We start from the raw sequence: 23,921 nt of genomic DNA, 5'->3' as shown, positions 1-23,921 counted from the left end.
GATGGCACGGCGCCCGGGAGCAGCGGCGCGAAGCCCGGGGCCGAGTGCCAGGACGGCTTCTCCCAGCGCACCGGGTCGGTCACGCGGCAGTCCCCGCTCCACGAGCTCAGGGTCCGGGCCACCCCGAGCGTCCCGTTCGCCGGCCGTCTCCGCGCGACCCCTGTCAGGCCGCACGGAGACGGCCTGACAGGCGGACCGTCAACCGGTCGTGGGCGGCTCCCCCTCGTCGTCCTCCAGCTCGACCCGCTCGCGGCGGCGCTCGCCCCTGACGTGCTCGTCATGGGTGACGCCACGCTTGCGGACGTGGACCTCCTCGACGGGGACCTGCTCCTTGGAGACGACCGGCCGCTCCTCGTAGAGCGTGAAGCTCTCCTCGCTCTCGCTCATCTCCCCCTCCCCGCGCGCCGCGGAGGGGTCGTCGACCGGCTGCCGCTCGACCTGCAGCTCCTCGTGGTGCAGCGGCACCGTCTCCTCGAACGGCTCGGTCTCCACGTACTTGTGCAGCCGGGCGTGTCCGGACTCGCGCCGCTCCACGCCGATGTCCACGCGCTCCTCCGAACGCGTCACCGACACGTCGTCGGTGTCGCCCGACCTCGCGGTGGCGCTCTCGTCGGCCATGGAGGCTTCCGCGGGCGCACCCGAGGGAGCGGCCGTCCGCGGACCGGGGCCCTGTCCGGCGGTGTGGCGCCCCTCCTGCTCCGCGGCCAGGGACTGGACCGGAGGACCGCCGTGCTCGGCGTAGTACTCGCGGACGGTCTGCTCCTCCTCAGGGGAGATGTGCCGGTCCGCTTCCACCTGCGGCGCGTCCTTGACGGTGGACTTGTCGTAGGGGATCCGGATGTCCTCCTCCACGGGCTGGGAGCCCTGGAGCGGAACGAGGGTCTCGTGCCTGCCGAACAGACCGGTGTGCACCGACACCCAGCTCGGCTGGTCGGTGTTGTCGTCCAGGTAGACCTGGTTGATCTTGCCGACGTTGTGACCCTCCTGATCGAGGACGTTGTGCCCGATCAGGTCTGCGGGTGTGCGATCGCGTGCCACGATGTCCCCCAATGGTTGCGTGGTCGACGGGGGCGCCGGAGCGCCCCCAACGCTGTCCGCACACTCCCTACCCGCCATGACCTGGGGAGACTAACTCTCCGGACCAGCCGCTAACCGGACGTGGGCGAGTCTTGTCCGGGATTTTTCCGGAGGACTCCGCCATTGGTCTCCGCCTTGTGCGGCCCTGACCGGGCAAGGGGTTCGCTCCACGGCACCGCCCCCCGGGTCGGCCGGGGGAACGCGGCGGGCCGGGGAGCGGGGCCCCTCCGCCGCGGCGCGGCGGCGAACCGGTACCGGGCCCGGTGGTGGGACCGGGCCCGGCGTCGTCGCGGTGGATCAGCAGGTGTTGTCGCTGCTGTTGCGCCAGGTGATGCCGCTGACCACGGTGTTGACCGCGCACGGGCTCTCGTTGAGCGCCGTGTCCACCAGCGTCAGGTTGCGGAACGCGATGTCGGAGGTGTTGGCGAACTCCGAGCGGGCCGCGATCCGGATGTCGCCGGGACCCGCGATCGTGCCGCCCTGCTCGGCGATCGTGACGTTGTGGCAGTTCTCGACCAGGACCGCGTTGCTGCCGGTGTCGGCGATGTCGACCCGTTCGATCACCGCGCCGCCGCTCTCGGAGACGCAGAAGATCCCCCGGCCGCCGCCACGGGCACGGACCTCACCGACCCGGATGTTGGTCGGGTGACCGCCGTTGAGCCGTCCGTTGCGGTTGGCCATGCGGAAGGCCGCGTAACCCGTGCCGGTTCCGGCGTCCACGGCGTCGACCAGGCCGACCGTGGCGTTGACGGTGTCGTTGAGCAGCAGGCCCGAGTAACCGGTGTCGCGCGCGGTCACGGTGCCGATGGTCAGCCCGTCCACCCCGTAGGTCTCCACACCGTGGTTGTCCGTGCCCGAGACGTGGACGTCGTCGATGCGGATGTCGCGCGCCTCGCGGACCGCGTCGTTGTCGCGGCTGTCGATGCGCATGCCCAGTCCGCTGGACAGGTTCAGATCGATCTGCCCGAAGTGGACGTTCTGCGAGGTCCGCACGTAGACACCGAAGTACGGGGATCCGGTGACCGACAGGCGCGGAACGGAGACGTCCTGGGCGTGCCTGATGCGTACGGCCGCGTTGCTGCCGGTCGCCGAGCCGGTCACGTTGATCGTGCCGCACACCTCCAGCGAGGTGTGGCTGGGCAGGTCGAGCGAGGCGTTGCCCGGCATGGAACCGGAGCCGCGCACCACCACGCGCTCCTGCGAGGTGCGGCCGGAGCTGAGGCTGTCCACCGCCGCGCGCATGGCGGAGAGCATGTCGCCGCCGGTGTAGACGGTGCCGCCGCCGTTGCGGGCGGTCCAGGTGGAGCCGTTGAGCACGGCCTCGGCGTGGTGGGAGCCGCTGCCGCAGTCGCCGGAGGAGCTGTCGCCGTCCACGCGGACCAGGTCCCAGACCTGGTTGGCGCCGCCGAGGGAGTCGTACTGGGACAGGCGGTCACCGGCGGTGGTGCTCCACTCCCAGACCTCCAGGGCCTTGCCGCTGAGGCGGTTGACCAGCTGGACACCGCTGCCCGTGTCGACCGGGCGCCACTGCTGGTTGGCGGAGCCGTGGTCGGTGTACTGGCGGATCTCGGCGCCGTTGTCGGTGGAGTGCTCCCAGACGTCGATGGCCTTGCCGCTGTTGCGGTTGACGATGCGGTAGTAGCCGTCACCGGCGGAGACGAAGCGGAACTGCTGCCAGGGCTGGTCGGTGCGGTCCCACTGGATGATCTGGGCGCCGTCCTCGGTGGAGGCGCCCTCGACGTCGGCGACCAGGCCGCTGTGCTGGTTGCGCAGGACGTAGTGGGCGCCGGTGTCGATGTCGGCGGCCTGGGCGGAGGTGGTGGCGACCGCGGAGAGGCCGCCCGTGCAGAGCACGACGGTCAGGGCCGCGTACAGGAACCGGCGCAGGCGGGAGAGGGGTCTGCGGGTGGGCGACGGCGCGGTCGGGGCCGCGCCACGGAAGGCGGGGGGGTTCATGGGCACTACTGCTCCTCTGTGCGAACTCCGGACGACGGTGTCCGGAAGGAGTGGGGGTTAGGGAGCGCTCCCAAGACACAGGAAGGTAACACGGAAAGCGCTTTACCGGTAGCGGCGTGACTACGGAAAGGAAGAAGCGGGCCCCGGCGCGGACCGTGGATCCCGTCACGGCGCGTCGAACGGCGGAGAGGCGCACGCGGCGTGTGCGGCCGTGAGGGGTTCCCGTCACCGCTCCCACACGCGGGGACACCAGGCTGGAAAACCGCTTTCCCCGCCGGAGGCGCGGGGAGCGGCGGACACGGGCACCGCCTGGTTCGGTCGCGGACGCCCCGCCCTCCTGCGGCACCCGCGGGTCAGACCTGGGGCGAGACCCGTGCCGGGACCGGCCTCACCCCCCGGAGCACCAGCCACAGGGCCAGGAGCAGTTCCGAGAACCCCAGCACCGCGAGCACCGGGGACAGGCTCGCGTGGAGCGCGGGCCAGGCGAAGAGCAGCAGGCCGTCCACCACGTAGGCCAGACCGCCCAGGCCCACCAGGACACCCAGGACCGCGGGAACCCGCCCCGAGCGCAGGAGCAGCGGGCCGAGGAGCGCGAGGTGGATCCCGAAGAACACCAGCGCCGCACCGAACCCGTGGGAGAACGCGTCGAGGTGGAAGGAGGCGAGGGCGTGCACCTGCTCCGGCCCGAGGGCCGACAGGTGGTCCGCGCCCTCCAGCAGGAGCATGGCCTGCGCGTACTGCAGCAGGAACGCGCTGACGACGGCCGTGTAGACCAGCCGGAAGCTCGCGGCCAGCAGCGCCCAGGTGCGGCTCACGGGCCGGAGCAGCACGTAGAACAGCACCGCGACCGGCACGTCGCACAGGAAGGCGACGAGGTAGCCGAGGAAGCCGAGCCGGAACAGATCCGGCGACGCCTGGATCCGCTGTGCCGTGGCGAGCGCGTCGCCCGGGACCACCAGGTTCGCGCGGACGGCCACCTCGGCGAACATCGCGCTCACGGCCATGACCAGCAGCAGGGCACCGGTGGCGCGGGCCAGGCGCGGGGCTGCCGCGTCGGAGGCGGGCACCGTCACCGCGACCCCTCCCGCCTCTGGTGTCCCGACGGCCGGGCGTGCGCGCGCGCCGAGGGCGTGCGGCGGCCCACGATCGCCGGAGCCTCGTGGACCAGTGCGTCGTCGGTGACCGCCTCCACCATGAACAGCGCGAAGTCGGTCCGCCGCGTGGTGTTGCTGGCCAGGACCGGGTCGCCGACGTGCCGGCTCCACACCGGCAGTCCCTCGCTCTCCCCCTCCTCCAGGTCGCTGCCGCGCACGACCGTCCACCGGGCGTCGCTGTCGAAGATCCGGCGGCACGCCTCCACCTGGTCGTCGATGTCGGCGGCGCGGACCAGCCGCATCAGCACGGTCATGACCCTGAGGGCGGCGCCGAACCAGCGCGAGTACACGTCCCTGCCGTCGCGGGTGATGTGCCAGCCGCAGGAGAACACCAGCCGCGCTCCCTCGGGCGCCAGGTCGAGCACCGCCTGGGCCGTTCCGGACGAGTAGCCGTGGACTCCCCACGGGACCAGGACCGTGAGCACCGCGTCGCACCCGGCGACCGCGCGCCCGATGACCTCCCGGTCGTCCGTCGGCCCCGGGACCACGGTGACGCGGTCCCCGAACCCCGCCAGCTTGCCGACGCTCTTCTCCCGGCACACGCCCACGACCTCGTAGCCGCGGTCCAGGGCGTGCTGGACCATGTACCGCCCGAGCTTGCCCGAGGCCCCGACGACGCAGACCCTCGCCGGGGGCGCGCCCCCGGCTTCTTCCCGTTCCCGTCGCGTGTCCATACGCGTCCCTCCGCTCGTCCGGCGGGCGCCCCGGAGGAACCGGTACGGCCGCGGGTCTCTTCCCTTACACCTGTAAGGCTGCTTGTGGAGGCTATCCTTACACCTGTAAGGCCGTCAAGGACGGGCGGCGAGGCATCGACGTAGTCGGAGACCACAGGTGGCATCGACCCCCAGACGGCAGCGCACGCCCCGTTCGTCCCTGAGCAGGGAACGTGTCTTCGAAGGCGCCGTGCGCGTGGCCGACGAGCGCGGAGTGGCCTCGGTGAGCATGCGCAAGGTCGCCGAGCATCTGGGGGTCGAGGCGATGTCGCTGTACCACCACGTGGCCAACAAGGACGAGATCCTGGACGGGATCGTCGACCTGGTCTTCGCCGAGATCGACCTGCCCCGGGACGCGGCCGACTGGAGGAGCGCCATGCGTCGGCGCGCGTCCTCCGCCCGCTCGGTGCTCTCCCGACACACCTGGGCGCTGGGCCTGATGGATTCGCGGCGCGCCCCCGGACCGGCGACGCTGCGGCACCACGACTGGGTGATCGGGTGCCTGCGCGGGGCGGGGTTCTCGATCGCGATGGCCGCCCAGGCGTTCTCGACCCTGGACAGCTACGTCTACGGGTTCGTCCTCCAGGAGTCGAGCCTGCCCTTCGACACGCCCGAGGAACTGGAGGACGTGGCGGGCACGATCCGCCAGCAGTTCCCGGCCGACCGGTACCCGCACCTGACCGAGATGATCACCGACCACGCCCTGCGCCCGGACTACGCCTACGCGAACGAGTTCGCGTCCGGCCTGGACCTGATCCTCGACGGCCTGGAGAGGATCCTCGACGGGCCGGGCGGTCCCTCCGGAGCGTGACCGTTCAGCCGGTCATGCCCTCCGGCGGCAACCAGGCCGCGAGGGCGTCCGGGTCGGTCATCGCCGCGTAGACCGCCGACGCGGGCGCCCGGACGGTCCTGCTTCCCTGGTCCTTGCGCGGTTCGGTCCGGCCCACGGTCCCCACCTCTTCACGAAAGCACCCTGTGCCCCGCACCTAGCGGGCACCACCGACGAACGGCGGGCATCCCACGGGCCCTCCCGTCCGGGCCTCGGGACCTCAGGTCGGACGGCGGCCCTGGACCGAGTAGACCGCGCAGGAGCAGGCCCGGAAGGACGGATCGGCCAGCAGGGCGCGCACGTCGGCGAGCTCGCGGTCGGTCATCCCCTCGCGCAGGAACGCCTCACGCAGGTGGCGGGTGTGGTGCGCGACCAGGTGCGCCCCCGGCGAGTCGGCGTCCCACAGCTCCAGCCGGGGCCGGGGGTCGACGCCCACCAGACCCGCGCGGCGCATCGCCTCGGCGGCGTTGCGCCCCCAGGCCGGGTCGGCCCCGGCGTGGATCATCAGCCTGGTCTTGGCCTCCTGGAACTCCTCGTAGAGCTTCTGGGACGCGGCGTCGGGCATGAGCAGCCCCGGACCGTAGGTGATGTCGAACTCGTCGAGCTGGAGTACCCCGCCGGGTTTGAGCGCGCGCACCAGGCGGTCCAGGACCGCGATGCGCTCCGGAAGGTGCAGCAGCACCAGACGGGAGTGGATGAGGTCGAAGGCCGCTTCGGGTAGCGGGTCGCGGACGATGTCGTGCCGGGCGACCTCCAGCCCCGGGGTGTCCGGGATCCGCTCGGGTTTGACGTCGGTGGCCAGCACGCTCCCGGTCGGGGCGACCCGACGGGCCAGCCAGAGCGCGACGCTGCCGCCCCCGGCGCCCACCTCCAGGCAGTTCCACCCCGGCCCGACCCCGGTCTGCTCCAGGCGTTCGGTGGTCATCGGGTCGTAGGCGGCCGCCAGGAAGCGGTGCTGGTCGAGGGCGTGCTCGCTGTGGTTGTCGAAGAGGTAGTGCGAGGTCTCGGCCCCGCTCGCGGACGCCTCGGCGGCTGTGTCGGTCACCGGGTCCTCCTTCGGTTCGGTGTCGTCGGTCAGTGGTGCGCGCCGACGGCCTCGGCCGCGACGCGGGTCAGGGTGGCCGTGCACACCTTCCCGGTCGGGCCGAGCGGCAGTTCGGGCAGGACGACCACGTGTTCGGGCAGTGCGCGGCTGTCCAGGCCGCGCTCGTCGCGCAGGAAGGCGATCAGCTCCCGCTGGGTGGGTGCCGCGGACCCCGCCGATGGGGACACGCAGGCGCACATGCGCTCGCCCAGGTCGGGGTCGGGCACGGGCACGCAGTGGGCCTCCGCGAGGAGCGGGTGGGCGCCGAGTTCGCGCTCCACCTCGGCGGGGAAGATGTTGACCCCGCCCCGGATCACCGTCCGGCGCAGGCGGTCCACCACCCGGAGCGCGCCGTCGGGGTCCAGCCGGCCCAGGTCACCGGTGCGCACCCACCCGCCCGGGGCCCGCCGTTCGGCGTCCAGGCCGGGGGCGGCGACGTGGCACAGCGGTGTCATCGGGCCCAGGGCCCAGATCTCGCCGGTCTCCCCTGCGGGGACCGGGCGGCCCTCGGGATCACGGATGCTCACCCGGGCCACGTCGGGCGCGGGGTACCCGGCCATACCCGGCTGCCAGGCCCGCGGACGGCGCCCGGTGTGGCAGTTGACCCCGTCGGTGGAGCCGTAGACGTTGACCACCGGTCGGCCGAAACGCGCCGCGCAGGCGTCGTGGACCTCCCGGTGCAGCGGCGCCCCGCTGGCCACCACCACGCGCAGGGACGAGGTGTCCGCCCGCTCGGGCAGCGCGGCCACGCGCCGCAGCATCGTGGGCACCCCGATCAGGTGGGTGGGGCGGTGCCGCTCGATCGCTCGCAGCGCGGCGACCGGGTCGAAGCGGGGCAGCACCACCAGGGTGCCGCCGTGCCGGGCCAGGGTCACCGGCACCCCGCAGGACCCGAAGGACGACGCCAGCGAGACCAGGACCAGACTGCGCATCGGCCCGGAACCCGCGTGCAGAGCCGCCACGTAGTTGCCCCGGCCGCCCGCCATGGCGTTGTGCGTGTAGGCGACCATCGAGGGCTCGCCCTCCGATCCGGAGGAGACCAGAACGCGGGCCGGGGACTCCGGGTCGGGGCGCGCGGGACGCCAGTCCCGGACCGCCTCGGGATCGGGCTGGTCCAGGCTGCGCGCCCCGAGGCGGGCCGGGCCGAACGTCCACACCTGGCTCAGATGCGGCAGGTCCATCCGGCGGACCTCCTCCGCCCTCCCCGGAACGGTGATGAGCGCGGAGGCCCGGGAGCGGTCCAGGAGGCTGCGTACGTCGGCCGGGGACCGCCCGTCGGGGACGGGCAGCGAGACCGCTCCGACGGCCGCGACGGCGAGTTCGGCCACGGCCGCGTCGCGTCCGTTGGGCAGCAGGACGCCGACGACGTCCCGCTCTCCCCCGCCCCCGGCGGTCAGCGCGGCGGCGGCGCTGTGCACCGCGGCGTCCAACCCGGCGTAGTCGAGCGTGCCGCGGTCGTCGATGACGGCCGTCCGGTCGGGATGGGCCCGCACGTGTTCGCGGAACAGGGTGTACAGGTCCCTGTCCGGGCACCAGCCGCGGGCGGTCCACTCCGCGCGCAGGTCCGGCGGGACGAGGTCGGTCAGCACCAGTCCGTTGGACGAGGTCCACATCATCGCGCCTCCTCCAGGCCCGCCCCGGGGACCGCCGGTGCGCCGACCGGCCGCGCCGTGGCGGGGGCGAAGCTCCACGGGGCCCGGAAGCAGGACGCTCCGCCGACCGTGTCGAAGGCCCCCGTGAACTCCGGCGCGGCGGCCATCGCCGCCAGGTCCTCGACCGGAGCGGGTCCGCCCCGGTCCCCGGGCGCGGTTCCGCGTCCGGCGGAGCGCAGCAGCCGGGCCGCGTCCGACAGCGCGGTCCGGGCCCGTGCCCCGGCGCCGGTGCGGGCGCCGGCCAGCAGCGCGGCCACCGCACCCTCGGCCGCGATGATGCCGCCGAGCACGTCGGTCAGGGTCAGCAGGGACGGTGCGGGCTCCTCCCCGGGGCCGGTCAGGAGGTCGGCCACCCCGCCGTGCGCCTGGACCAGGTAGTCGGTGGCCAGCGCGCCGGGTTCGGGGGGCTCCCCGCCCCACCCGTCGGCGTGCACGTGGACCAGGGCCGGGGCACGGTCGGCGAGGTCGTCGGGGCCCAGACCGAACCTCTCGGCGCGGCCGGGCGGCCAGTTGTACAGCAGGACGTCGGCCGTGGCCGCCAGGTCCCGTGCGGTCCGGCGCCCGGTGGCGGTCCTGAGGTCGGCCTCGACCGCGTCCTTGCCCCGGTTCAGGGCGAGGAACCGTGCTGAGCACTCCCCCGCCATCGGCGGCACCCCGCGCATCGGGTCGCCGCCCGGTGGCTCGACGCGCACCACCTCGGCGCCGAGCATGGCGAGCAGCAGTCCGGCGAGCGGACCCTGGATCCGGTTGGTGGCCTCCACCACCCGCAGCCCGGACAGGGGCGCGGTGGCGCCGGGGTCCAGCGGCGCCGGTCCGGGGACCGGTGCTCCGGTGCCGTCCTGCGTGTACAGCCGCCACTCCGACGCCGGAGCGGGCTCCTCCGCGGCCTCGGCGGTGCGGACCGGGGAGATGCTCATCCCCGCCCGGAACGCGGCGGAGCGCACCCGGTCGAAGTCCATGGCGGAGACCGCGGCGGGCAGTTCCGGCGGCAGCGGACACACCGCGGTGGCGAAGCGGCTCTGGAAGGGCGGCCATCCGGCGGCGGTCGCGTCCGGGGCGGTCCCCAGGTCGGTCCAGAAGCGCAGCCAGACCTCGGCGTCCAGGGTCTCGATCTCGAAGCGCGCCCCGTCGGCGGAGCGGAACGGCGGAACGGGCGCTTCGCCGGCTCTCCTCCGACCGCTCGGCGACGCGGCTCCGCCCGCCGACGCCCCTCCGCCGGCGGGCGGAGCGGATCCGGCACCGGGCGCGGTGACCGCGGCGACGTGGGGACCCGCGGCGAGCAGTGCGGCCTGGGCCGCGGAGACCGACGCCGACAGGGCCGGTCCGCCGCGCGCCAGGGCCAGCGCGGAGGCCGCCACCGCCTGCGCGGCCAGCACCCCCGCGCACACCGACGCGTAGTCCACACCGAGGAACCGGGGTTGCCCGCGGGCCCTGCCGTGCAGGTGGGCGAGCCCGCAGGCGGCCTGGACGTCGCGCTCCCCCGCCAGGGGCGCCGCGACCGGACCGGACCAGCCGATCGCGCAGCCGGCCGGTACCGGCGGCCTCGTGCGGACGCCCTCTCCGCCGGAGACACCGACCAGGCCGATCCACCCCGCCGGAGCGTCCGGGGGCGGCTCCCCCTCCAGCCGGAGGACGGCGCAGCCGAGCGCCTCCAGGCGCGCCGACGCCACCCGCAGAGCGACCGAGTCCCCCATCGTGCGGGCGGCGGCTCCGGCCAGCGGGAGCGGGACCGCCGCGTCCGCCGACCGCGGCGTCACGTCCACCGTCCCGTCCCGCAGGTGTCGGGGCGCAGGCCCAAGCGGTCGCGCAGCACGGTCCGGCGGACCTTGCCGGTGCCGGTACGCGGCAACTCGTCCCAGGTCCTCACCACGGGGTCGGCGAGTTCGGGCAGGTCGGCGACGGCGTCGCGCCACGCGTCGGTGTCGAGTCGGCCGTCCCCGGTGACCACCACCGGCACCGGAGGACCGTTCGGGACGCTCAGGAGGACGCACTCCAGCACCTCGGACAGGCGGTCGTCCACGACGTCCTCCACCTCCAGGCAGCTGCCCTCGCGCAGAACGTCCACCTCGCGGTCCACCAGCCGCACCCCGCCGGTGCGGGTGATGACCCCGACATCGCCGGTGTTCCACCACTCGCCCACCAGCTTGGACCGCCACCGGCCCTCCTCGCCGACGTAGCCCAGGCACAGGGCCCCGGTACGGCAGAACAGCAGACCTGGCGCACCGGACGGGACGGGACGCATGGTGTGCGGGTCGACCGCGCGCAGCCGGGTGCGGGTGGGCACCGGGTGGCCCAGGTCGCGGGTGGTCGGATGGCGCTCCCGTTCCCGGGCCAGCGCCCGCCGGGTGAGGAAACGGAAGGTCAGCGGCCCGGTCTCGCTCTGGCCCCAGCCCTGCATCCACACGGGACGCCTGTGCCCGGTGGTGCCGAGGAAGGTGCGCACGGTCGGCGGGTGCACGGCGTCGAAGGTGCTGATGTAGAGCCGCACCCGGTCGAACGGGTGGTCCTCCCGCTCCGCCCGGTGCTGCCAGCGCACGAAGGTGGCGGGATGGGCCTCCAGGGTGGTGGGGCGGTGCCGGTGCAGCAGCGGACCGGCCTCGGCCCAGTCGTCGCTGGTGACGGCCGACAGGGCGGCCGGGAACAGCCACAGCACGCTCGCGGTCCAGGCGAGCGCGCGGCCGTGCGCGAAGGAGAACGCCCCGGTCACCGTGTCGTCGGGGCGGCTGCCCAACAGGGGCCAGCGGTGCGACTCGAATCCGGCCAGGCGGCGCATGATCGTGCGGGTGGAGTGTGTGACCAGCTTCGGCACCCCGGTGGTGCCGGAGGTGTGCATGATCGCCAGGGGCGCGTCCAGGTGCGGCCTGCGGGGCGGTGGTGCGTCGATGCCGCGCACCTCGTCCAGGCACAGGATGTGCCCGGCCGGGCCCCCGAGCCCGGCCGGGCCGTCGACGACCAGGGTGCGGGCGGCGTGCACGGCGGGGTCGGCCCCCGCGTCCCGGGCCGCCGCCAGCAGCGCCGTGTCGGTGACCAGCAGTGCCGGCTCCAGCCGTTTGAGCAGGACCTCCAGCGACCCCGGCTCCAGGTGCGCCGACAGCGAGGCGGGCACCGCGCCCAGCCGGGCCACGGCACAGCTCAACAGCACGTAGTCCCAGTGGTTGCGCTTGGCGATCGCGACGCGGTCGCCGGGCCGGACACCGGCCGCGGCGAACCAGCCCGCGGCCTCGCGCACCAGTTCGGCCGCCCCGGGCACGTCCCGTTCGGTGCCCAGGTGGGGGGCGATGTCCAGGGGTCTGCCCAGGTGCACGGCGGTGGTGGCTCCGCGCCCGGCCAGGTCGTCGAAGAGGGTGCCCAGGTGGATGGGTTTGGTGAACGGCGTCATCGGTCCTCCCGGGAGGTCGGAACGGGGATCGCGGCCGTCGAGTCGAGGAGGGACAGGACCCTTCCTGCGGCCGTCATGGCGGAGGAGACCGCTCCCTCACTGCACGGGCGCAGCGCGATCCAGTCCCCGGCGTAGTCCACGGCCGAGGGAGGGCGGGCGACGAAGGCGGCGCGTGCCTCCAGCGCGCGCGGGCCCGCCGCGGGCAGCCCGTGGCGGAAGCGGTGCACACGGACCGAGTCGACGTGGTCCGACAGGCCGGGGACGAGGCGTTCGGCGCGCGCGGTGAGCCGCTCCGCCACCTCCTCGTCGGGGGCGTCGAGGAGCTCGGAGGCTCCCCGCGGCGAGGCGACCAGCGAGACCAGGCCCCGACCGGCCGGTACCCGCCCCGGGTGCTTGTTGTGGTCGGCGGTGACCACGTTGAGCAGCGGGTCCTCCGCGGCGGGCACCAGAGTGGCGAATCCGCCGCGCGCCCCGGCCGGTGCCATGGGGCGGCCCAGCACCAGGGAGACCCGGAGCATGGGCGCGTACTCGCACGCGTCGAGGTAGGCGCGCTCGGCCCGGGGCGCGCCGGGGTGCAGCCGCGCCGCGACCGGGGCGGGTACCGCCAGCACGGCCGCGCGTGCGGTGACCGGGCCCGCCGGGGAGTCCAGTCTGACCCCGTCGGGGCCCTCGGCCACGCCGGTCACCGGGTGTCCCGTGGCGACGTCGAGCCGGTCGGCCAGGGCGCGCGCGAGGGTGTCCATACCGTCGCGGTAGGTGCGCCACCGCGCGGTGCTGCCCGCGGAGGCCAGGTGCGCGGCGAAGGGGGCGGCGGCCGTCCGCTCCGGGTCCCAGCCGAAGAACCCGGCGGCCAGCGGGCCGATCAGCCGCTCGCGCAGCTCCGGATGGTAGGGGCGCATCAGGTCGGCGAGGGTGCGCGCGCCCAGCGTGGAGCGCTCGGGGTGTTCGGGGTCGGGCGCGGCACCCGCGAGCCGGACCTGCAGGCGCAGCAGGTCGATCCGTGCGCGCGGGGACAGCCCGGCCCCGGTGAGCAGTCCCAGAGGGCGGCCCGTGTGCGGCCGGGCCCGGCCGCCGCGCCACGTCGCCAGGGCTCCGCGGACCCGGGGCACCGCGCCCCGGTCGGTGTCCAGGCCGAGGGCGCGGATCAGCCGCCAGGTGGCCGGGTAGGCGGAGGCCGGGGGCAGCATCTCCGCGCCGGTGTCGATCAGGAAGCCGTGTTCGCGCAGGGTGCGCATCCGGCCGCCCACGGCGTCGGCGGCCTCCAGGACCCGTACCGAGTACCCCGCCCGGGCCAGTGTGTGGGCCGTGGCCAGCCCGGCGGGGCCGGCGCCGACCACGGCGACGTCGGGTGCCGCGCTCATACGGCGCCTCCCAGAAGCGCTGGGACGAACAGGTTCGCGGCGATCAGCAGGGCCACGGTGACCCGGTGGGTGTGGATGGCCATGCGCCGGGCGCGCAGGATGTCGCCGTGCACGAAGCCGATCACCAGCTGGGTCACCCGCATCACGAAGACGGGGACGAGCACGACGGGGAACCACCACGGGGCGATCCCGGCCAGGGTCGAGACGGAGATGAGCAGGCTCTCGGCCGCGGTCGCCGCGATGATGAAGGCGGTGTTGAGGTGCCGGGGCACCAGTGCGGCGACGGTGATCCGCCCGGCGGAGCGGTCGCCGCCGGCGTCGTTGGTGTTGGAGTACAGGCCGAACAGCATCGGGCCGAAGCCGAAGAGCAGTGCCTGGACCACGACGAAGCCGTTCAGCCCACCGGTGAGCAGCCCGTAGGGCACCAGCACCCAGCCCACGCCCAGGCCGATGAGGAAGATCTCCTGGAAGCCCCGGTAGCTGATCCTGAGCCCCCAGGAGTACTGGACCGAGGCGACGACGCACAGGGCGGCCAGCGCGACCGCCCACGCGGGCCGGTGCGGGGCGGCCAGGACGACGAGGGTCCACAGCACGGTGCTCACCCCGGTCGCCGCCCAGGCGAAGCGCAGGGCCTGCGGTTCGGTGAGCGTCCCGGCGACGAGGGGTTTGCGGGCCAGCCGGCGGCGGGCCGCGTCCGATCCGTAGTTGGCCGCGTCGCTGCCGTCCCGGTACCCGGTGACGTCGTCGAAGGCGACCATCGCGGCCACCACGGCAACCTCGGCGAGCAGGATGAGCAGGAGCAGCCCCAGCGTGCCCGGTTGCCAGCGCAGCGCAGGCGCCAGCACGGCCAGCACCAGCGGCAGGCCGATGTAGTAGTCGACGATGTCGAGTTTGGCCAGGCGCGCGTAGGCGGCCAGGGTGCCGCGCGCGGACGCGGGCGGATGCGCCTGCGCGACCGCGGGCGCGGCGGGTGCCTCGGTGGCGGGTGACTCCGCGGTGTGGTCGGTCATCGGGTCGTCCTCCTCGTCCGGTGGGCGAACGCGCACACGGTGTCGGCGACGTACTCCGCCCGGGTGTCGCCCAGGTGCGGGTAGAGCGGCAGGGAGAGGTTGCGCCGGGCCGCCGACTCCGCGTTGGGCCAGCGCTCTCCGGGCGGGGCGTACGGGGCGAAGGCGGGCTGCGCGGGCAGGGTCCGCGGGTAGTACACGTGGGTCTGGATCCCGTGGGCGGCCAGGTGTGCGCGTAGCTCGTCGCGTCGCTCGGTCAGGAGCGTGTAGACGTAGTGGCAGCGCCCGTCCCCGCCGACGGGCGGCGCCGTGATCCCGGCTTCGGCCAGTGGCGCGAACCGGGTGGAGTAGTACGCCGAGATCTCGGCCCGGCGTGCCAACCGGGCCTCCAGCCCGTCCAGCCGGTGCAGCTGGAAGAGGGCCATCACCTCGTCGAAGCGGCTGTTGTAGCCGACGCGGTGGTGGAGGAAGCGGTGTTCGCCGTCCTGGCCGTGGTTGCGCAGCATCCGCGCCCGCGTGGCGAGTGCGGCGTCGCCGGTGACCACCGCACCGCCCTCACCGGGCATGCCGAAGGTCTTGACCTGGACGAACGAGTAGACGCCCGCGTCGCCCCACAGCCCCGCGGGGCGGCCCTGGAGCGTCCCGCCCTGGGCCAGGGCGGAGTCCTCGACCAGGCGCAGCCCGTACTGGCGGGTCAGTTCCCGGTACCGGGGCATGTCCGCCATCACCGAGAACACGTGCGCGGGCATGAGCGCCCGGGTACGTCCGGTGACGGCCGCCTCCGCCGCGGCCGGGTCCATGGTCAGCGCGACCGGGTCGATGTCGGCGAAGACCGGGCGCGCGCCGCACCCGATGACGGTGCTCGCCAGCGGCGCGCAGCCGAAGGCCGGTACCACCACCTGGTCGCCGGGCCCCACGTCCATGGCGGCCAGGACCAGCGTGAGCGCCGAGGTCCCGCTGGAGCAGGCGACGACGTCGGCCGCGGTCAGCCGGTCACGCAGCGCGTGCTCGAACCGGGCGGTGTGCTCGCCGAGGATGAACTTCTGTGCGGCGCCCGTCCCGATCCCGTGGACGGCCTCCAGCAGGGCGTCACGGTCGTCCTCGAACAGGTCGGGGGGAAAGAAGGGGATGTCCCGCGTGGCCGTCGTGCTCATCCGCGCCTCCCCGCGTAGAAGTCCTCGATCCCGTCGCAGACGCGGTCCACCTGCGCGTCGGTCAGGTCGGGGTGGAGCGGGAGCGCGACCGCCGCGTCGCACGCGGCCTCGGCGCGCGGGAAGTCGCCCGGTACGTGTCCCAGGTGCGCGAAGCACGGTTGCAGGTGCAGCGGGACCGGGTAGTACGTCTCGGTCCCGATGCCGGCCGCGGCCAGGTGGGCCACCAGGTCGTCGCGTTCCTCGGCCTCGACGAGATGGACGTAGACGACCCGCCCGCCGCCCGGGTGCGGCGCGACGTCGCCGGGCACGGCGCGTATCCCCGCGACGTCCCGCAGACGGGAGTCGTAGCGCGCGGACAGCTCCGCGCGGCGGGCGATACCGGCGTCGAGCCGGGCGAGCTTGGCCAGTAGCACGGCGGCCTGGAGGTCGTCCATCTTGCTGTTGCAGCCCGGGACGACCGTGGGGTTGGCGATACCGGGGAAGTCGTCCAGCGTCCGTCCGGAACGGCCGTGGTGGCGCAGCTCCCGCGCCGTCTCGGCCAGGAGCGCGTCGTCGGTGAGCAGTGCTCCCGCGTCGCCGATCGCGCCGAGTGTCTTGGCGGGGAAGAACGACAGCACCCCTCCGGCTCCGAGCAGCCCGGCGTGCACACCGCGCAGCCGCATGCCGATCGCCTCGGCGCTGTCCTCCAGCACGGTCAACCCGTGCCTCCGGGCGACCTCGTGTACGCCGACCATGTCGGCCAGCCGGTCGAACAGGTGCACCGGCATGACCATCCGGGTGCGGGGTGTGGCCACCGCGTCCGCCGAGCGCGGGTCGATGCCGTATCCCCGCTCCTCGATGTCGGCGAAGACGGGGACGCCCCCGGCGAGCACCACCGCGCTGGCCGTGGCGACGAAGGAGTAGGCGGGGACGATCACCTCCTCGCCGGGACGCAGCCCGGCGGCGCGCAGCAGCAGTACCAGTGCGTCGGTTCCGGAATTGACGCCGACCACGTGTCGTGCGCCGGTCCAGCGGGCCAGTGCACGCTCGAATTCGGCGACCATCGCACCGTGCGAGAACTTTCCCCGGTCCATGACGCGCAGACAGTTCTCACGAATGTCTGGCCACAGTTCCCGGAAGGTCTCGGACTGGTCGAAGAAGGGGACGGGAAAACGTGTTCTCCCCGTGGGCGGGGCCTCGGGTGGCGAAAGCGTTCTCTTCACTTTTCCGTTTCCGTACCGCGGAGGGGGCGAGGGGACCGGGGACGGACCTAGGTCGTGTTTTTTGAACCATTCCGGGCTCGCGTCCGCCAGGCTGCCTCTCGCTACGCCTCTGCGCTCGTGAAGCACGACCAGGCTGAACTTCGCACATCGTCTTGCGAGAGATTGCCTGGGACGGCCGCTCGCTGACCCGAAAGCCTTCTAAAAAACACTCCCTAGCCGCCGAGGAGGGGGATGTCGTTCTTGCCGAGGTGGTAGTCGCGGACCGCCGCGACCAGCTCGGCGGTGGACAGACGGCCGCTGCCGTCGGTGTCCAGCTCGGAGAAGGCCCGGGCGGCCTCGGCGCCGTCGATGCCGATGGCGTCGAACCACTTCTCCATCTCGCTCGGGCTGATCTCACCGCTGTTGTCGACGTCCAGCACGTCGACGATCGCCTGGATGGTCGGCTGGACGATCTCGGCGAACCCGGCGTCGCCCCTGCTGATGATCTTCTGCTCGGCGACCGTGACGAACTGCTCCTTGGTCATCCGCTGGCTGCCCGCGGCCGTGGCCAGCTGGTCGAACATGCCCAGGTACGCCTCCTTGAGCGCGTTGCCCTTGGCGGTGCCCTCGGCCCCCAGACGCGAGATGATGTCGCTCGCCTCACTCTCGAAGTCCGAGCGCTCGATCACCCCGTTACCGTTGTTGTCCCAGAGACGGAAGCGCTCCTCGAGGCGGCTGTTGGCCTTGGTGGCGGTCGTCATTGAATTTCCCTCACATTCAACACGGAAAAACAGGCGTACGATGCTGCATCCCAACATGGGAAAGGATCTTCGACCGAGCCCAGTCGAACTCCCCCCACTTCCAAACATTACCTCCGAACCACCCCACACAAAAGGGGGTCAGAACAATAAGATCGGCATCTCCGATAATTTATATCGGACATTTATGAGCAAATACCGGATTCTTCTGGAACCGATTCGGAGAAAGCGGCCCCCGCCGCGGCGTCCGGAGTGCCCTGGCGGAACACCAGTGCCTCCCCCGCGGCCAGCCCCAGGTCCCGCCCGGTCGGCACCGGCTCGGCCTGGATCAACACGTTGTAGTGGTTGGGCATGTGGCAGCCGTCGAAGCCGAGCACCACCCCCACCCGACGGGAGCCGATCCACACCTCGTCGCCCCGGTCCACCACCCCCGCGGCGGTGATCTCGGCGAACCCGAGGAAGCCGACCCTGTCGATCCGGGCCCCCGCCGCCGTCTCGGTGTGGTCGGTGGCGACCAGCTCGTGCACCTCTCCCGCGCGGACGCACCGGCTCGCGTGGGGGATGAGCCGCATGCCCCGCTCGGCCCGGCGGTGCACCAGGACCTTCACCAGCGTCGCGGTGACCTCGCGTTTGGGGCCGTCCTCGTACGGGTTCATCCCACTCCCTCCTGTGTCCGCTTCCCCTCGGTGGCCGCCAACCGGTAGGCGTCACCGACCAGCCGCAGCGCGGACGGTCCGCCCGGGTCCTCGACCAGACCGTCGCGCACCCGCCGCTCGAACTCGGTGAGCACTCCGACGTACTCGTGCCACAGGGACCCCTTGAAACCGGGATGGCCCGCCAGCATGTCCGTCCTCAGGACCGCGCCATCGGCGGTGCGCACCTCGACGTCCTTGCGCTCGCCGGGATGCGACCAGTCGAGCAGCACCCTGACGCGGGCCCCGCCCCCGACGGCCGCCCCACGGCCGCGGCTCCCTCCTCCTCGCCGCCCGTCGGGAATCCCCGACGGGCGGCCTCCGACCGCGGTCCCCCCGGCCCGCAGTCCGACCTCGGCCCACCGGTCGGTGCCCGCGGCGTCCCGGTCCACACGCGCCGCCACCACCTCGGCCGGACCGACCAGCGACTCGACCAGGTCGAACGCGTTGGGCCCGTTGTCGGCGACGCATCCCCCTCCGCACCGCTCCGGATCCAGGTACCAGGTGTCGGTTCCGGCGTGCTCCTCGATCCGCTCCAGGTAGCGCACGGTCATCTCCACCACCCGCCGGCCGGCCAGGTCCTCACGCAGCCGCGCGACCCCGGAGTTGTACCGGCGGTGGAAGGCGGTGAACAGCGGGGCGCCCCGCTCCCGGGCGAGCGCGGCGAGCGGCTCCGCCTGGGCCGCGTCCAGTGCCAGCGGCTTCTCCACGCACACGGCCGCGCCCCACCCGAGGGCGTCGGCGCAGATCCGGGCGTGCGCGTCGTTGGGCGCGGTGACCACCACCGCGTCCGGAGCGACCTCGTCCAGCATCCGCGCGTGGTCGGTGTGGCCCGGTACGCCGGTCGGGCGTGCGGCCAGCACGGCCGGGTTCCGGTCGCACACCGCGACCAGCTCCAGTCCGGGTACGGTGCGCAGCGCGGCGAGGTAGAAGCGGGAGATCACACCGAGGCCGACCAGCCCGACCCGCAGCGGCGGCCTCATCGCGGGACTCCCTGGACGGGCGGGATCCCCAGCCCGGTCCGCTCGGCCAGCGCGGCCAGCTCCGTGTACAGCGACGCCTCCAGCGGCACGCCCCCGCGCCGCCGCTCCCCCGCCCGGTGGTACTCGTGCCAGCCGGGGTAGCGCACCGGCTCGGCCGGATCGGTCGGCGGGCACGCCAGCAGCGCGCCGAACAGTCCCTCCGCGTCCGCGCCGGCCCCCTCCCGCAGGGCGTCGGGCGCGACGGCGGCGACGAGGAAGCCGATGTCGTCGTCGCGACCGCTCGGCCCGCCGTCGCCCGTGAGGGCGTCGGGATGCGGTCCCAGCCCGGCGCCGGGCACCAGCGCGGCCAGCACCTCCACCATCAGTCCCAGTCCGAACCCCTTGTACCGGCCCTCCCTGCCGCCCAGCCACATCAGGTGCGCCCGTCCGGCGTCGAAGGCGTCCGGGTCGGTGACGGGTGCGCCCAGGTCGTCGCACAGAAGCCCCTCGGGCAGGACCTGTCCCCCGCGGGCCGCCTGGCGGATCCGACCGGTGGGCGCGGCCGTGGTGCTCATGTCGAGCAGGAACGGGGGATGCTGGCCGGCCGGGGCCGCGACGCTGAGCGGGTTGGTGCCCAGCATCGCCACCGCGCCGCCGGGCGGCCGGGCGATGCGCTGGCGTCCGCAGTTGCTGGCCACCAGGCCCACCATGCCGCGTTCGGCCGCGCGCAGCGCGTGGTAACCGGCGCATCCCAGGTGGGTGGCGCCGCGCACGGACACCAGACCGATGCCGTGGCGTTCCGCGCGCTCGGTGGCCCGGTCCATGGCCTCGCTCGCCGCCCACAGGCCCAGCGCCCGGCGGGCGTCCAGAAGTACGGCGGCGCCCAGGTCGGTGACGGTGCGGGGTTCGGCGGCGGGGTCGGCCCTGCCCTCGTCGAGCAGTGGCAGGTAGAGCCGTGTCAGGTTGGCCAGGCCGTGCGAGCGCGGTCCGGCGAGGTCGCCGTGGCACAGCGCCCGCGCCGCCTCCTCCGCCCGGTGCGGCGCGAGGCCGCGGTGGGCGAACACCCCGGCGGCGAAGGTGATCAGGTCGTCGTGGTCCACCCGCACGGACCCCTGGTCCGGCGGGGCCTGTGGCGGGATGTGGGAGGTGGTGCTCACGGTCGTCCGTTCGTCTGGGCGGTGAAGGCTGTCAGGAGGCGGGCCACCGCGTCGGCGAACCCGTCGAGCTCGGCGGCGGCGGCGAACTCGCCGTCGGCGTGCGCGTTGTTGGCGGCCAGGTCCCCGGGACCCAGCACCACGGTGCACGCCCCGGCGACTCCGGACATCCAGATGGCGTCACAGGTGAAGGCCGGCTCGCCGGAGGGCCACGGGTCGATCCCGGCGCGGCTCATCAGGGCCCGCCCCCAGGGATCGCGGTCGTCCAGCACGGGCAGGCCGCGCTTGTGCCACTCCAGGCGGGTCAGGGCCCGCGCGTCCGCGGCGGTCCGGTCGAACAGCGCGGTCCCGGCGAAGGCCTCCGCGAACGCGTCGAGGCCCTCGTCGAGCGCCTCGGTCAGCGCGGACTCCAGCACGCGTCCCGCACCGGCCCGGGCGTAGGAGAGGTTGAGCAGCAGCGAGCCGGTGCCGTAGACCCTGTTGTGCAGGGTGCCGGTGTGCAGCCCCGCCACGCACACGGCTCCCGACACGGCGTGCGTGTCGAGCGCGCGCCCCAGGTGCTGGGCCAGGAAGCCCAGCAGCACGGCGGCGTTGTGCCCGGTGTGCGGACGGTCGTCCACCGCGTCGTCCCCGTGGACCGACACCCGTGCGGTCATCGCCGCCGTGCTGCGCGGGAGGAACCGCATCCGTGTGGGCTCGCAGAACACGTTGAGCCGGCCGGTGTGGCCGCGCTCGACCAGCGGGCGGGTGCCCAGCACCCCCATGGCGCCGCCCTCCTCCCCGGCCACGGCCTGGACGATCACCGCGACGTCGCGGCCCAGGGCGGAAGACCGCTCGCGCGCGGCACGCACCCCGGCCAGCAGCGCCACCGCCGGGCCCTTGGCGTCGATGGCTCCGCGCCCGTGGAAGCGCTCACCGTCGAAGCCGACCGGGAGCCGCCCGGCGACCGTGTCCAGGTGCACGTTGAACATCACGGTGCGCTCCGCGGGCAGCTCGGGGCCCAGCCGCAGCACCAGGCTGGGCTGGCAGTCGAGGAAGGCGGGGTCGGACAGGGCCTCGCGCACGGGAGCCGGAACGTCGGGGCGGTCCATGTCGGCGGGGTCGGCCGGGGCGTGGCGCACCACGCGAAAGCCGGTTTCGAGCGCGGCGCGGGCGTAGACGCGCTGGGCCTCGCGCAGACGCGGCCGGGGCCCGTCCGGTCCGGTCTCCAGCGGTCCCGCGGTGGGCAGCTCCAGCAGCCGCAGCAGCAGGGCGCGGTCATCGGAGGAGAGGGTCGCGTTCACCGGGCCCCCTCCGTGCTCCGGGGCGCGGGCACCGCGCCCCACTGCCGGACCATGAGCCGTTCCAGTTCGTGCCCGTAGGCGACGAAGGCGGCGCGGTCCCCGCGGCCGGGGTCGCCTCCCGAGGCCCGCAGGTGCGGGCGCAGGTGCAGGTGGGGCTCGATGGACAGCGCTCCGGTGTAGCCGTGTTCGGCCAGCAGCTCCAGGCATGCGGCCACCCCGGCCTCCCCGGTGCCGGGGAGCACGTAGCCGACCTCGCCTCCGGGACCGGTCACCGCGTCCTTGACGTGGACGTGCGCCACGTGTGCGACGAGCGCGCGCAGCATCTCGGGGGCACGGTACCCGTGGGCGACGCCGTTGCCGGTGTCGAACAGCAGCCGCAGCGCCGGGCTGTCCACCTCGGCCAGCAGCTCCAGCGCCCGCTCCGCGCTCTCACCCGCCCAGCCCGCGCAGTTCTCGTGCACCAGCACCAGCCCGGTGTCCTCGGCCCGCCGGGCCAACTCGCGCAGGCGCGCGCGGACCCGGCGTCCCCACCCGGGTTCGGCCAGCCCGCCCGAGGGATGGGACATGATCCTGACCAACCGGGTTCCCAGCACGGCGCAGCGCCTCGCCAGGACCTCCAGTTCGGCCAGGTCGAGGGCGAAGTCCCCGGTGGCGGGCCGGGACCAGTCACCGATGCGCGAGGCGACGGCGACCACGTCGGTTCCGGTGTCCCGGATCCCGCGCGCGGCACGGGCGAAGGCCCGCTCGTCCACCTCGGCGATGGGAACCGCGTCGATGGTGCGCAGCTCCAGGCGGTTCCAGCCGAGCTCGGCCAGGGCGGCGAGCTGTCCGTCGAGGCCGGGTGCGGCCTCGTCCCCGATCCCGGCGGGTACCGGGCGGGGCCGCTCAGGCGCCGACGACACTGTCCACCCCCTGTCCCCGGGTACCGGAGGCGCACAGTTTCTTGGCCTCGGTGAGCAGCCGGACCGCCTCGATCTGGGTCGCGAGCGTCCCGGGCGCGCAGCGGGACCCGGCGTAGCGGATGTAGGCGGCCCGGATGAAGGCGGGGAGCGCGTCGTCGTCGAAGACCGAGCGGATGGGCTCCCACCCCTGCGCGTCCACCCGCAGCTGGGCCGTGTGGTCGGCCGCGCTGCACGGATAGTGGCCGGTCAGCAGGGCTCTGTCGAACTCCAGCACGATGCGGCGCTCGCGCACGGGAGAGGTCAGGTCCGAGTCGATCTGGCTGAGCACTCCCGAGTGGTGCCTCAGGCCGAGCCGGGCGCGGCCCAGCCGGGGCAGCCGTGTCCGGTCGGTCACCATGTCCTCCAGGGAGGCCGAGGCGATGTCCGCTCCCCCGGCGAGGGTGATCACCACGGCCAGCGCGTGCGGCACCTCCACGTCGAAGGCGGTGGGGTGGCCCGGCGCGTCGACGGTGCGGGTGAAACGGGGCTTGTTCTGCAGCACCGTGACGGCGCGCAGATCCCCGAAGGCCCTGCCCCGCAGGACCGCGAGCAGCCGTCGGGTGAGCGCGCTGTCCAGCCACTGGGTGGTGACGGTGATGTCCAGGCCCCAGCGCCGCCGGATCCGGGCGACGGAGGCCAGTCCCACCAGGTCCAGGGCCAGCGGCTTCTCCACGATGACCATGCGGTAGCCGAGCTCCGCCAGGTGCTCCAGCAGGCCGGAACGCAGGTGCGGCGGTGTGCACAGGTGGACCACGGTGCTCCGCGGCGGCGCGTGGCGCACCGCCTCCTCCGGGGAGTCGACCATGAGCACCCCCTCGGCCGACGTCCGGAACGGGTCGAACCCCACCACCGGGCCCGGGGCGAACAGGGTGGGTTCCCTGGCCCGGGCCTTGGCGAGCGACGGCAGGTGCAGTCCTTCTCCCGATCTGCCAAGACCGACGACGAAGGTGTGCAGCATAACGGACGGGCACCTTTCCGTTTCTTTTCCTCGCGATGCGCGGAGCACCACCGCATAGGTGTTCTCCGCCCTCGATCACCGCGGCGAAAGCGCCGGGCGACCGGGTGGACCTCCGATGCGGAGAACCCGGGAACGGTCGCTCCCCCCACCCGTGAACGTGTGGGGAGAAGGGGACCGCCACGGCGGTCTCCGTCCGCCGAGCGGTCCCACGGGCACCGTCCGCCCACCGCGGGGCCGGGTCGGTTCAGGACACCGAGAAGCTGAACATCCCGCTGGGCGGAGCGTGCCAGCCGTGGTCCGGAGCGACCACGAACCCGGGACTCAGGCAGGTGATGCCGGCGTGCATGCTCACGTCGGAGTCGGTGAGGTTGACCAGTACGTGGGCGGTGGCCGGAAGCTGGTGGCAGGCCCCCGACGGGGGGTCCGGGTAACGCTCCAGCGCCTCGAACTCGGTCGTGAACACCACGACCTCTCCCGTGGCGGCGTGGGCCGGAACAGCTCCCAGAACGGTCCCGCCCACCGTGAAGGCGAACACCGCGGCGGCGGACACCAGAACCCTCATTATTCCTGCCTCCCTTTGTCCTTCGAAACCTCTTAGGAGAAAACTCGAACCGCACGAATCACCG

General features: G+C 73.8%; 22 protein-coding genes. 1 reads left to right on the top strand and 21 read right to left on the bottom strand.

Features of this window, described 5'->3' with window-relative positions; genetic code table 11:
• Positions 1–198: 198 nt before the first annotated feature.
• From FYX01_RS18525 to FYX01_RS18510, 4 genes are all read right to left on the bottom strand, one after another.
• Positions 199–1,038, bottom strand: coding sequence for a PRC and DUF2382 domain-containing protein (locus FYX01_RS18525; RefSeq protein WP_150243093.1), 840 nt, complete (start codon positions 1,036–1,038; stop codon positions 199–201).
• A 336-nt stretch (positions 1,039–1,374) separates the two neighbouring features.
• Positions 1,375–3,033, bottom strand: coding sequence for an RICIN domain-containing protein (locus FYX01_RS18520; RefSeq protein ID WP_150243091.1), 1,659 nt, complete (start codon positions 3,031–3,033; stop codon positions 1,375–1,377).
• 353 nt (positions 3,034–3,386) lie between these two features.
• Positions 3,387–4,106: a DUF4386 domain-containing protein gene (locus tag FYX01_RS18515; RefSeq protein WP_150243089.1), complete on the bottom strand. Its 720-nt coding sequence runs from the start codon at positions 4,104–4,106 to the stop codon at positions 3,387–3,389.
• On the bottom strand, positions 4,103–4,861 hold the full coding sequence (locus FYX01_RS18510) for an NAD(P)-dependent oxidoreductase (protein ID WP_150243088.1): 759 nt from the start codon (positions 4,859–4,861) through the stop codon (positions 4,103–4,105). Before FYX01_RS18510 ends, FYX01_RS18515 begins: the two co-directional genes overlap by 4 nt.
• Before the next feature lie 157 nt (positions 4,862–5,018).
• On the opposite strand from FYX01_RS18510, the gene FYX01_RS18505 reads away from it, so the two are divergent.
• Positions 5,019–5,711, top strand: coding sequence for a TetR/AcrR family transcriptional regulator (locus FYX01_RS18505; protein ID WP_190394383.1), 693 nt, complete (start codon positions 5,019–5,021; stop codon positions 5,709–5,711).
• 4 nt (positions 5,712–5,715) lie between these two features.
• On the opposite strand, the gene FYX01_RS27075 is transcribed toward FYX01_RS18505, so the two are convergent.
• The 17 genes from FYX01_RS27075 to FYX01_RS18420 all read right to left on the bottom strand — a co-directional run bounded on the left by FYX01_RS27075 (position 5,716) and on the right by FYX01_RS18420 (position 23,857).
• Positions 5,716–5,847 carry an SRPBCC family protein gene (locus FYX01_RS27075; RefSeq protein ID WP_263363768.1) on the bottom strand — a complete coding sequence of 44 codons (132 nt, stop codon included), beginning with the start codon at positions 5,845–5,847 and terminating at the stop codon, positions 5,716–5,718.
• Positions 5,848–5,949: 102 nt separating this feature from the next.
• Positions 5,950–6,774 (bottom strand): class I SAM-dependent methyltransferase, encoded by an 825-nt coding sequence (locus tag FYX01_RS18495; RefSeq protein ID WP_150243086.1) that lies wholly within the window; start codon positions 6,772–6,774, stop codon positions 5,950–5,952.
• A gap of 29 nt (positions 6,775–6,803) precedes the next feature.
• On the bottom strand, positions 6,804–8,429 hold the full coding sequence (locus FYX01_RS18490) for a class I adenylate-forming enzyme family protein (RefSeq protein WP_150243084.1): 1,626 nt from the start codon (positions 8,427–8,429) through the stop codon (positions 6,804–6,806).
• Positions 8,426–10,228, bottom strand: coding sequence for a CoA transferase (locus tag FYX01_RS18485; protein ID WP_223830531.1), 1,803 nt, complete (start codon positions 10,226–10,228; stop codon positions 8,426–8,428). Before FYX01_RS18485 ends, FYX01_RS18490 begins: the two co-directional genes overlap by 4 nt.
• Complete coding sequence (locus FYX01_RS18480) at positions 10,219–11,844, bottom strand: class I adenylate-forming enzyme family protein (RefSeq protein ID WP_150243082.1); 1,626 nt, start codon at positions 11,842–11,844, stop codon at positions 10,219–10,221. Before FYX01_RS18480 ends, FYX01_RS18485 begins: the two co-directional genes overlap by 10 nt.
• Positions 11,841–13,205: a protoporphyrinogen/coproporphyrinogen oxidase gene (locus FYX01_RS18475; RefSeq protein ID WP_150243080.1), complete on the bottom strand. Its 1,365-nt coding sequence runs from the start codon at positions 13,203–13,205 to the stop codon at positions 11,841–11,843. The genes FYX01_RS18480 and FYX01_RS18475 overlap by 4 nt, the downstream gene beginning before the upstream one ends.
• Positions 13,202–14,215, bottom strand: coding sequence for a UbiA family prenyltransferase (locus tag FYX01_RS18470; RefSeq protein WP_150243078.1), 1,014 nt, complete (start codon positions 14,213–14,215; stop codon positions 13,202–13,204). Before FYX01_RS18470 ends, FYX01_RS18475 begins: the two co-directional genes overlap by 4 nt.
• Positions 14,212–15,366, bottom strand: coding sequence for a DegT/DnrJ/EryC1/StrS family aminotransferase (locus tag FYX01_RS18465; RefSeq protein WP_150243076.1), 1,155 nt, complete (start codon positions 15,364–15,366; stop codon positions 14,212–14,214). The genes FYX01_RS18470 and FYX01_RS18465 overlap by 4 nt, the downstream gene beginning before the upstream one ends.
• Positions 15,363–16,568 (bottom strand): DegT/DnrJ/EryC1/StrS family aminotransferase, encoded by a 1,206-nt coding sequence (locus tag FYX01_RS18460; RefSeq protein ID WP_150243074.1) that lies wholly within the window; start codon positions 16,566–16,568, stop codon positions 15,363–15,365. Before FYX01_RS18460 ends, FYX01_RS18465 begins: the two co-directional genes overlap by 4 nt.
• Positions 16,569–16,780: 212 nt before the next feature.
• A complete protein-coding gene (locus FYX01_RS18455) occupies positions 16,781–17,308 on the bottom strand; it encodes an EF-hand domain-containing protein (protein WP_150243072.1) in 528 nt (175 codons plus the stop codon).
• A 182-nt stretch (positions 17,309–17,490) separates the two neighbouring features.
• Complete coding sequence (locus tag FYX01_RS18450) at positions 17,491–17,961, bottom strand: DUF6917 domain-containing protein (RefSeq protein ID WP_150243070.1); 471 nt, start codon at positions 17,959–17,961, stop codon at positions 17,491–17,493.
• Positions 17,958–18,980 carry a Gfo/Idh/MocA family protein gene (locus FYX01_RS27070; protein WP_150243068.1) on the bottom strand — a complete coding sequence of 341 codons (1,023 nt, stop codon included), beginning with the start codon at positions 18,978–18,980 and terminating at the stop codon, positions 17,958–17,960. Before FYX01_RS27070 ends, FYX01_RS18450 begins: the two co-directional genes overlap by 4 nt.
• Complete coding sequence (locus FYX01_RS18440) at positions 18,977–20,116, bottom strand: Ldh family oxidoreductase (RefSeq protein ID WP_150243065.1); 1,140 nt, start codon at positions 20,114–20,116, stop codon at positions 18,977–18,979. The genes FYX01_RS27070 and FYX01_RS18440 overlap by 4 nt, the downstream gene beginning before the upstream one ends.
• Positions 20,113–21,396 (bottom strand): M20/M25/M40 family metallo-hydrolase, encoded by a 1,284-nt coding sequence (locus tag FYX01_RS18435; protein WP_150243064.1) that lies wholly within the window; start codon positions 21,394–21,396, stop codon positions 20,113–20,115. The genes FYX01_RS18440 and FYX01_RS18435 overlap by 4 nt, the downstream gene beginning before the upstream one ends.
• Entirely contained in the window at positions 21,393–22,298 is a 906-nt protein-coding gene (locus FYX01_RS18430) for a sugar phosphate isomerase/epimerase family protein (RefSeq protein ID WP_150243062.1), read from the bottom strand. The genes FYX01_RS18435 and FYX01_RS18430 overlap by 4 nt, the downstream gene beginning before the upstream one ends.
• A complete protein-coding gene (locus FYX01_RS18425; RefSeq protein ID WP_150243060.1) occupies positions 22,282–23,295 on the bottom strand; it encodes a Gfo/Idh/MocA family oxidoreductase in 1,014 nt (337 codons plus the stop codon). Before FYX01_RS18425 ends, FYX01_RS18430 begins: the two co-directional genes overlap by 17 nt.
• A 244-nt stretch (positions 23,296–23,539) precedes the next feature.
• Positions 23,540–23,857: a hypothetical protein gene (locus tag FYX01_RS18420; protein ID WP_150243058.1), complete on the bottom strand. Its 318-nt coding sequence runs from the start codon at positions 23,855–23,857 to the stop codon at positions 23,540–23,542.
• Positions 23,858–23,921 lie beyond the last annotated feature (64 nt).

The sequence above is a fragment of the Nocardiopsis quinghaiensis genome (assembly GCF_008638365.1).
Classification (GTDB): domain Bacteria; phylum Actinomycetota; class Actinomycetes; order Streptosporangiales; family Streptosporangiaceae; genus Nocardiopsis; species Nocardiopsis quinghaiensis.
Note: the sequence above shows the minus strand (reverse complement) of the source record. Positions and strands in the feature narration are given on the sequence as shown.

Excerpts from the sequence above, each read along its gene's own strand:
- FYX01_RS18455 (WP_150243072.1), bottom strand. The coding sequence starts at position 17,308 with ATGACGACCGCCACCAAGGCCAACAGCCGCCTCGAGGAGCGCTTCCGT.
- FYX01_RS18510 (WP_150243088.1), bottom strand. The coding sequence starts at position 4,861 with ATGGACACGCGACGGGAACGGGAAGAAGCCGGGGGCGCGCCCCCGGCG.
- FYX01_RS18480 (WP_150243082.1), bottom strand. The coding sequence starts at position 11,844 with ATGACGCCGTTCACCAAACCCATCCACCTGGGCACCCTCTTCGACGAC.
- FYX01_RS18475 (WP_150243080.1), bottom strand. The coding sequence starts at position 13,205 with ATGAGCGCGGCACCCGACGTCGCCGTGGTCGGCGCCGGCCCCGCCGGG.
- FYX01_RS18490 (WP_150243084.1), bottom strand. The coding sequence starts at position 8,429 with ATGATGTGGACCTCGTCCAACGGACTGGTGCTGACCGACCTCGTCCCG.
- FYX01_RS18450 (WP_150243070.1), bottom strand. The coding sequence starts at position 17,961 with ATGAACCCGTACGAGGACGGCCCCAAACGCGAGGTCACCGCGACGCTG.
- FYX01_RS18470 (WP_150243078.1), bottom strand. The coding sequence starts at position 14,215 with ATGACCGACCACACCGCGGAGTCACCCGCCACCGAGGCACCCGCCGCG.
- FYX01_RS18520 (WP_150243091.1), bottom strand. The coding sequence starts at position 3,033 with ATGAACCCCCCCGCCTTCCGTGGCGCGGCCCCGACCGCGCCGTCGCCC.
- FYX01_RS18420 (WP_150243058.1), bottom strand. The coding sequence starts at position 23,857 with ATGAGGGTTCTGGTGTCCGCCGCCGCGGTGTTCGCCTTCACGGTGGGC.
- FYX01_RS18465 (WP_150243076.1), bottom strand. The coding sequence starts at position 15,366 with ATGAGCACGACGGCCACGCGGGACATCCCCTTCTTTCCCCCCGACCTG.
- FYX01_RS27070 (WP_150243068.1), bottom strand. The coding sequence starts at position 18,980 with ATGAGGCCGCCGCTGCGGGTCGGGCTGGTCGGCCTCGGTGTGATCTCC.
- FYX01_RS18425 (WP_150243060.1), bottom strand. The coding sequence starts at position 23,295 with ATGCTGCACACCTTCGTCGTCGGTCTTGGCAGATCGGGAGAAGGACTG.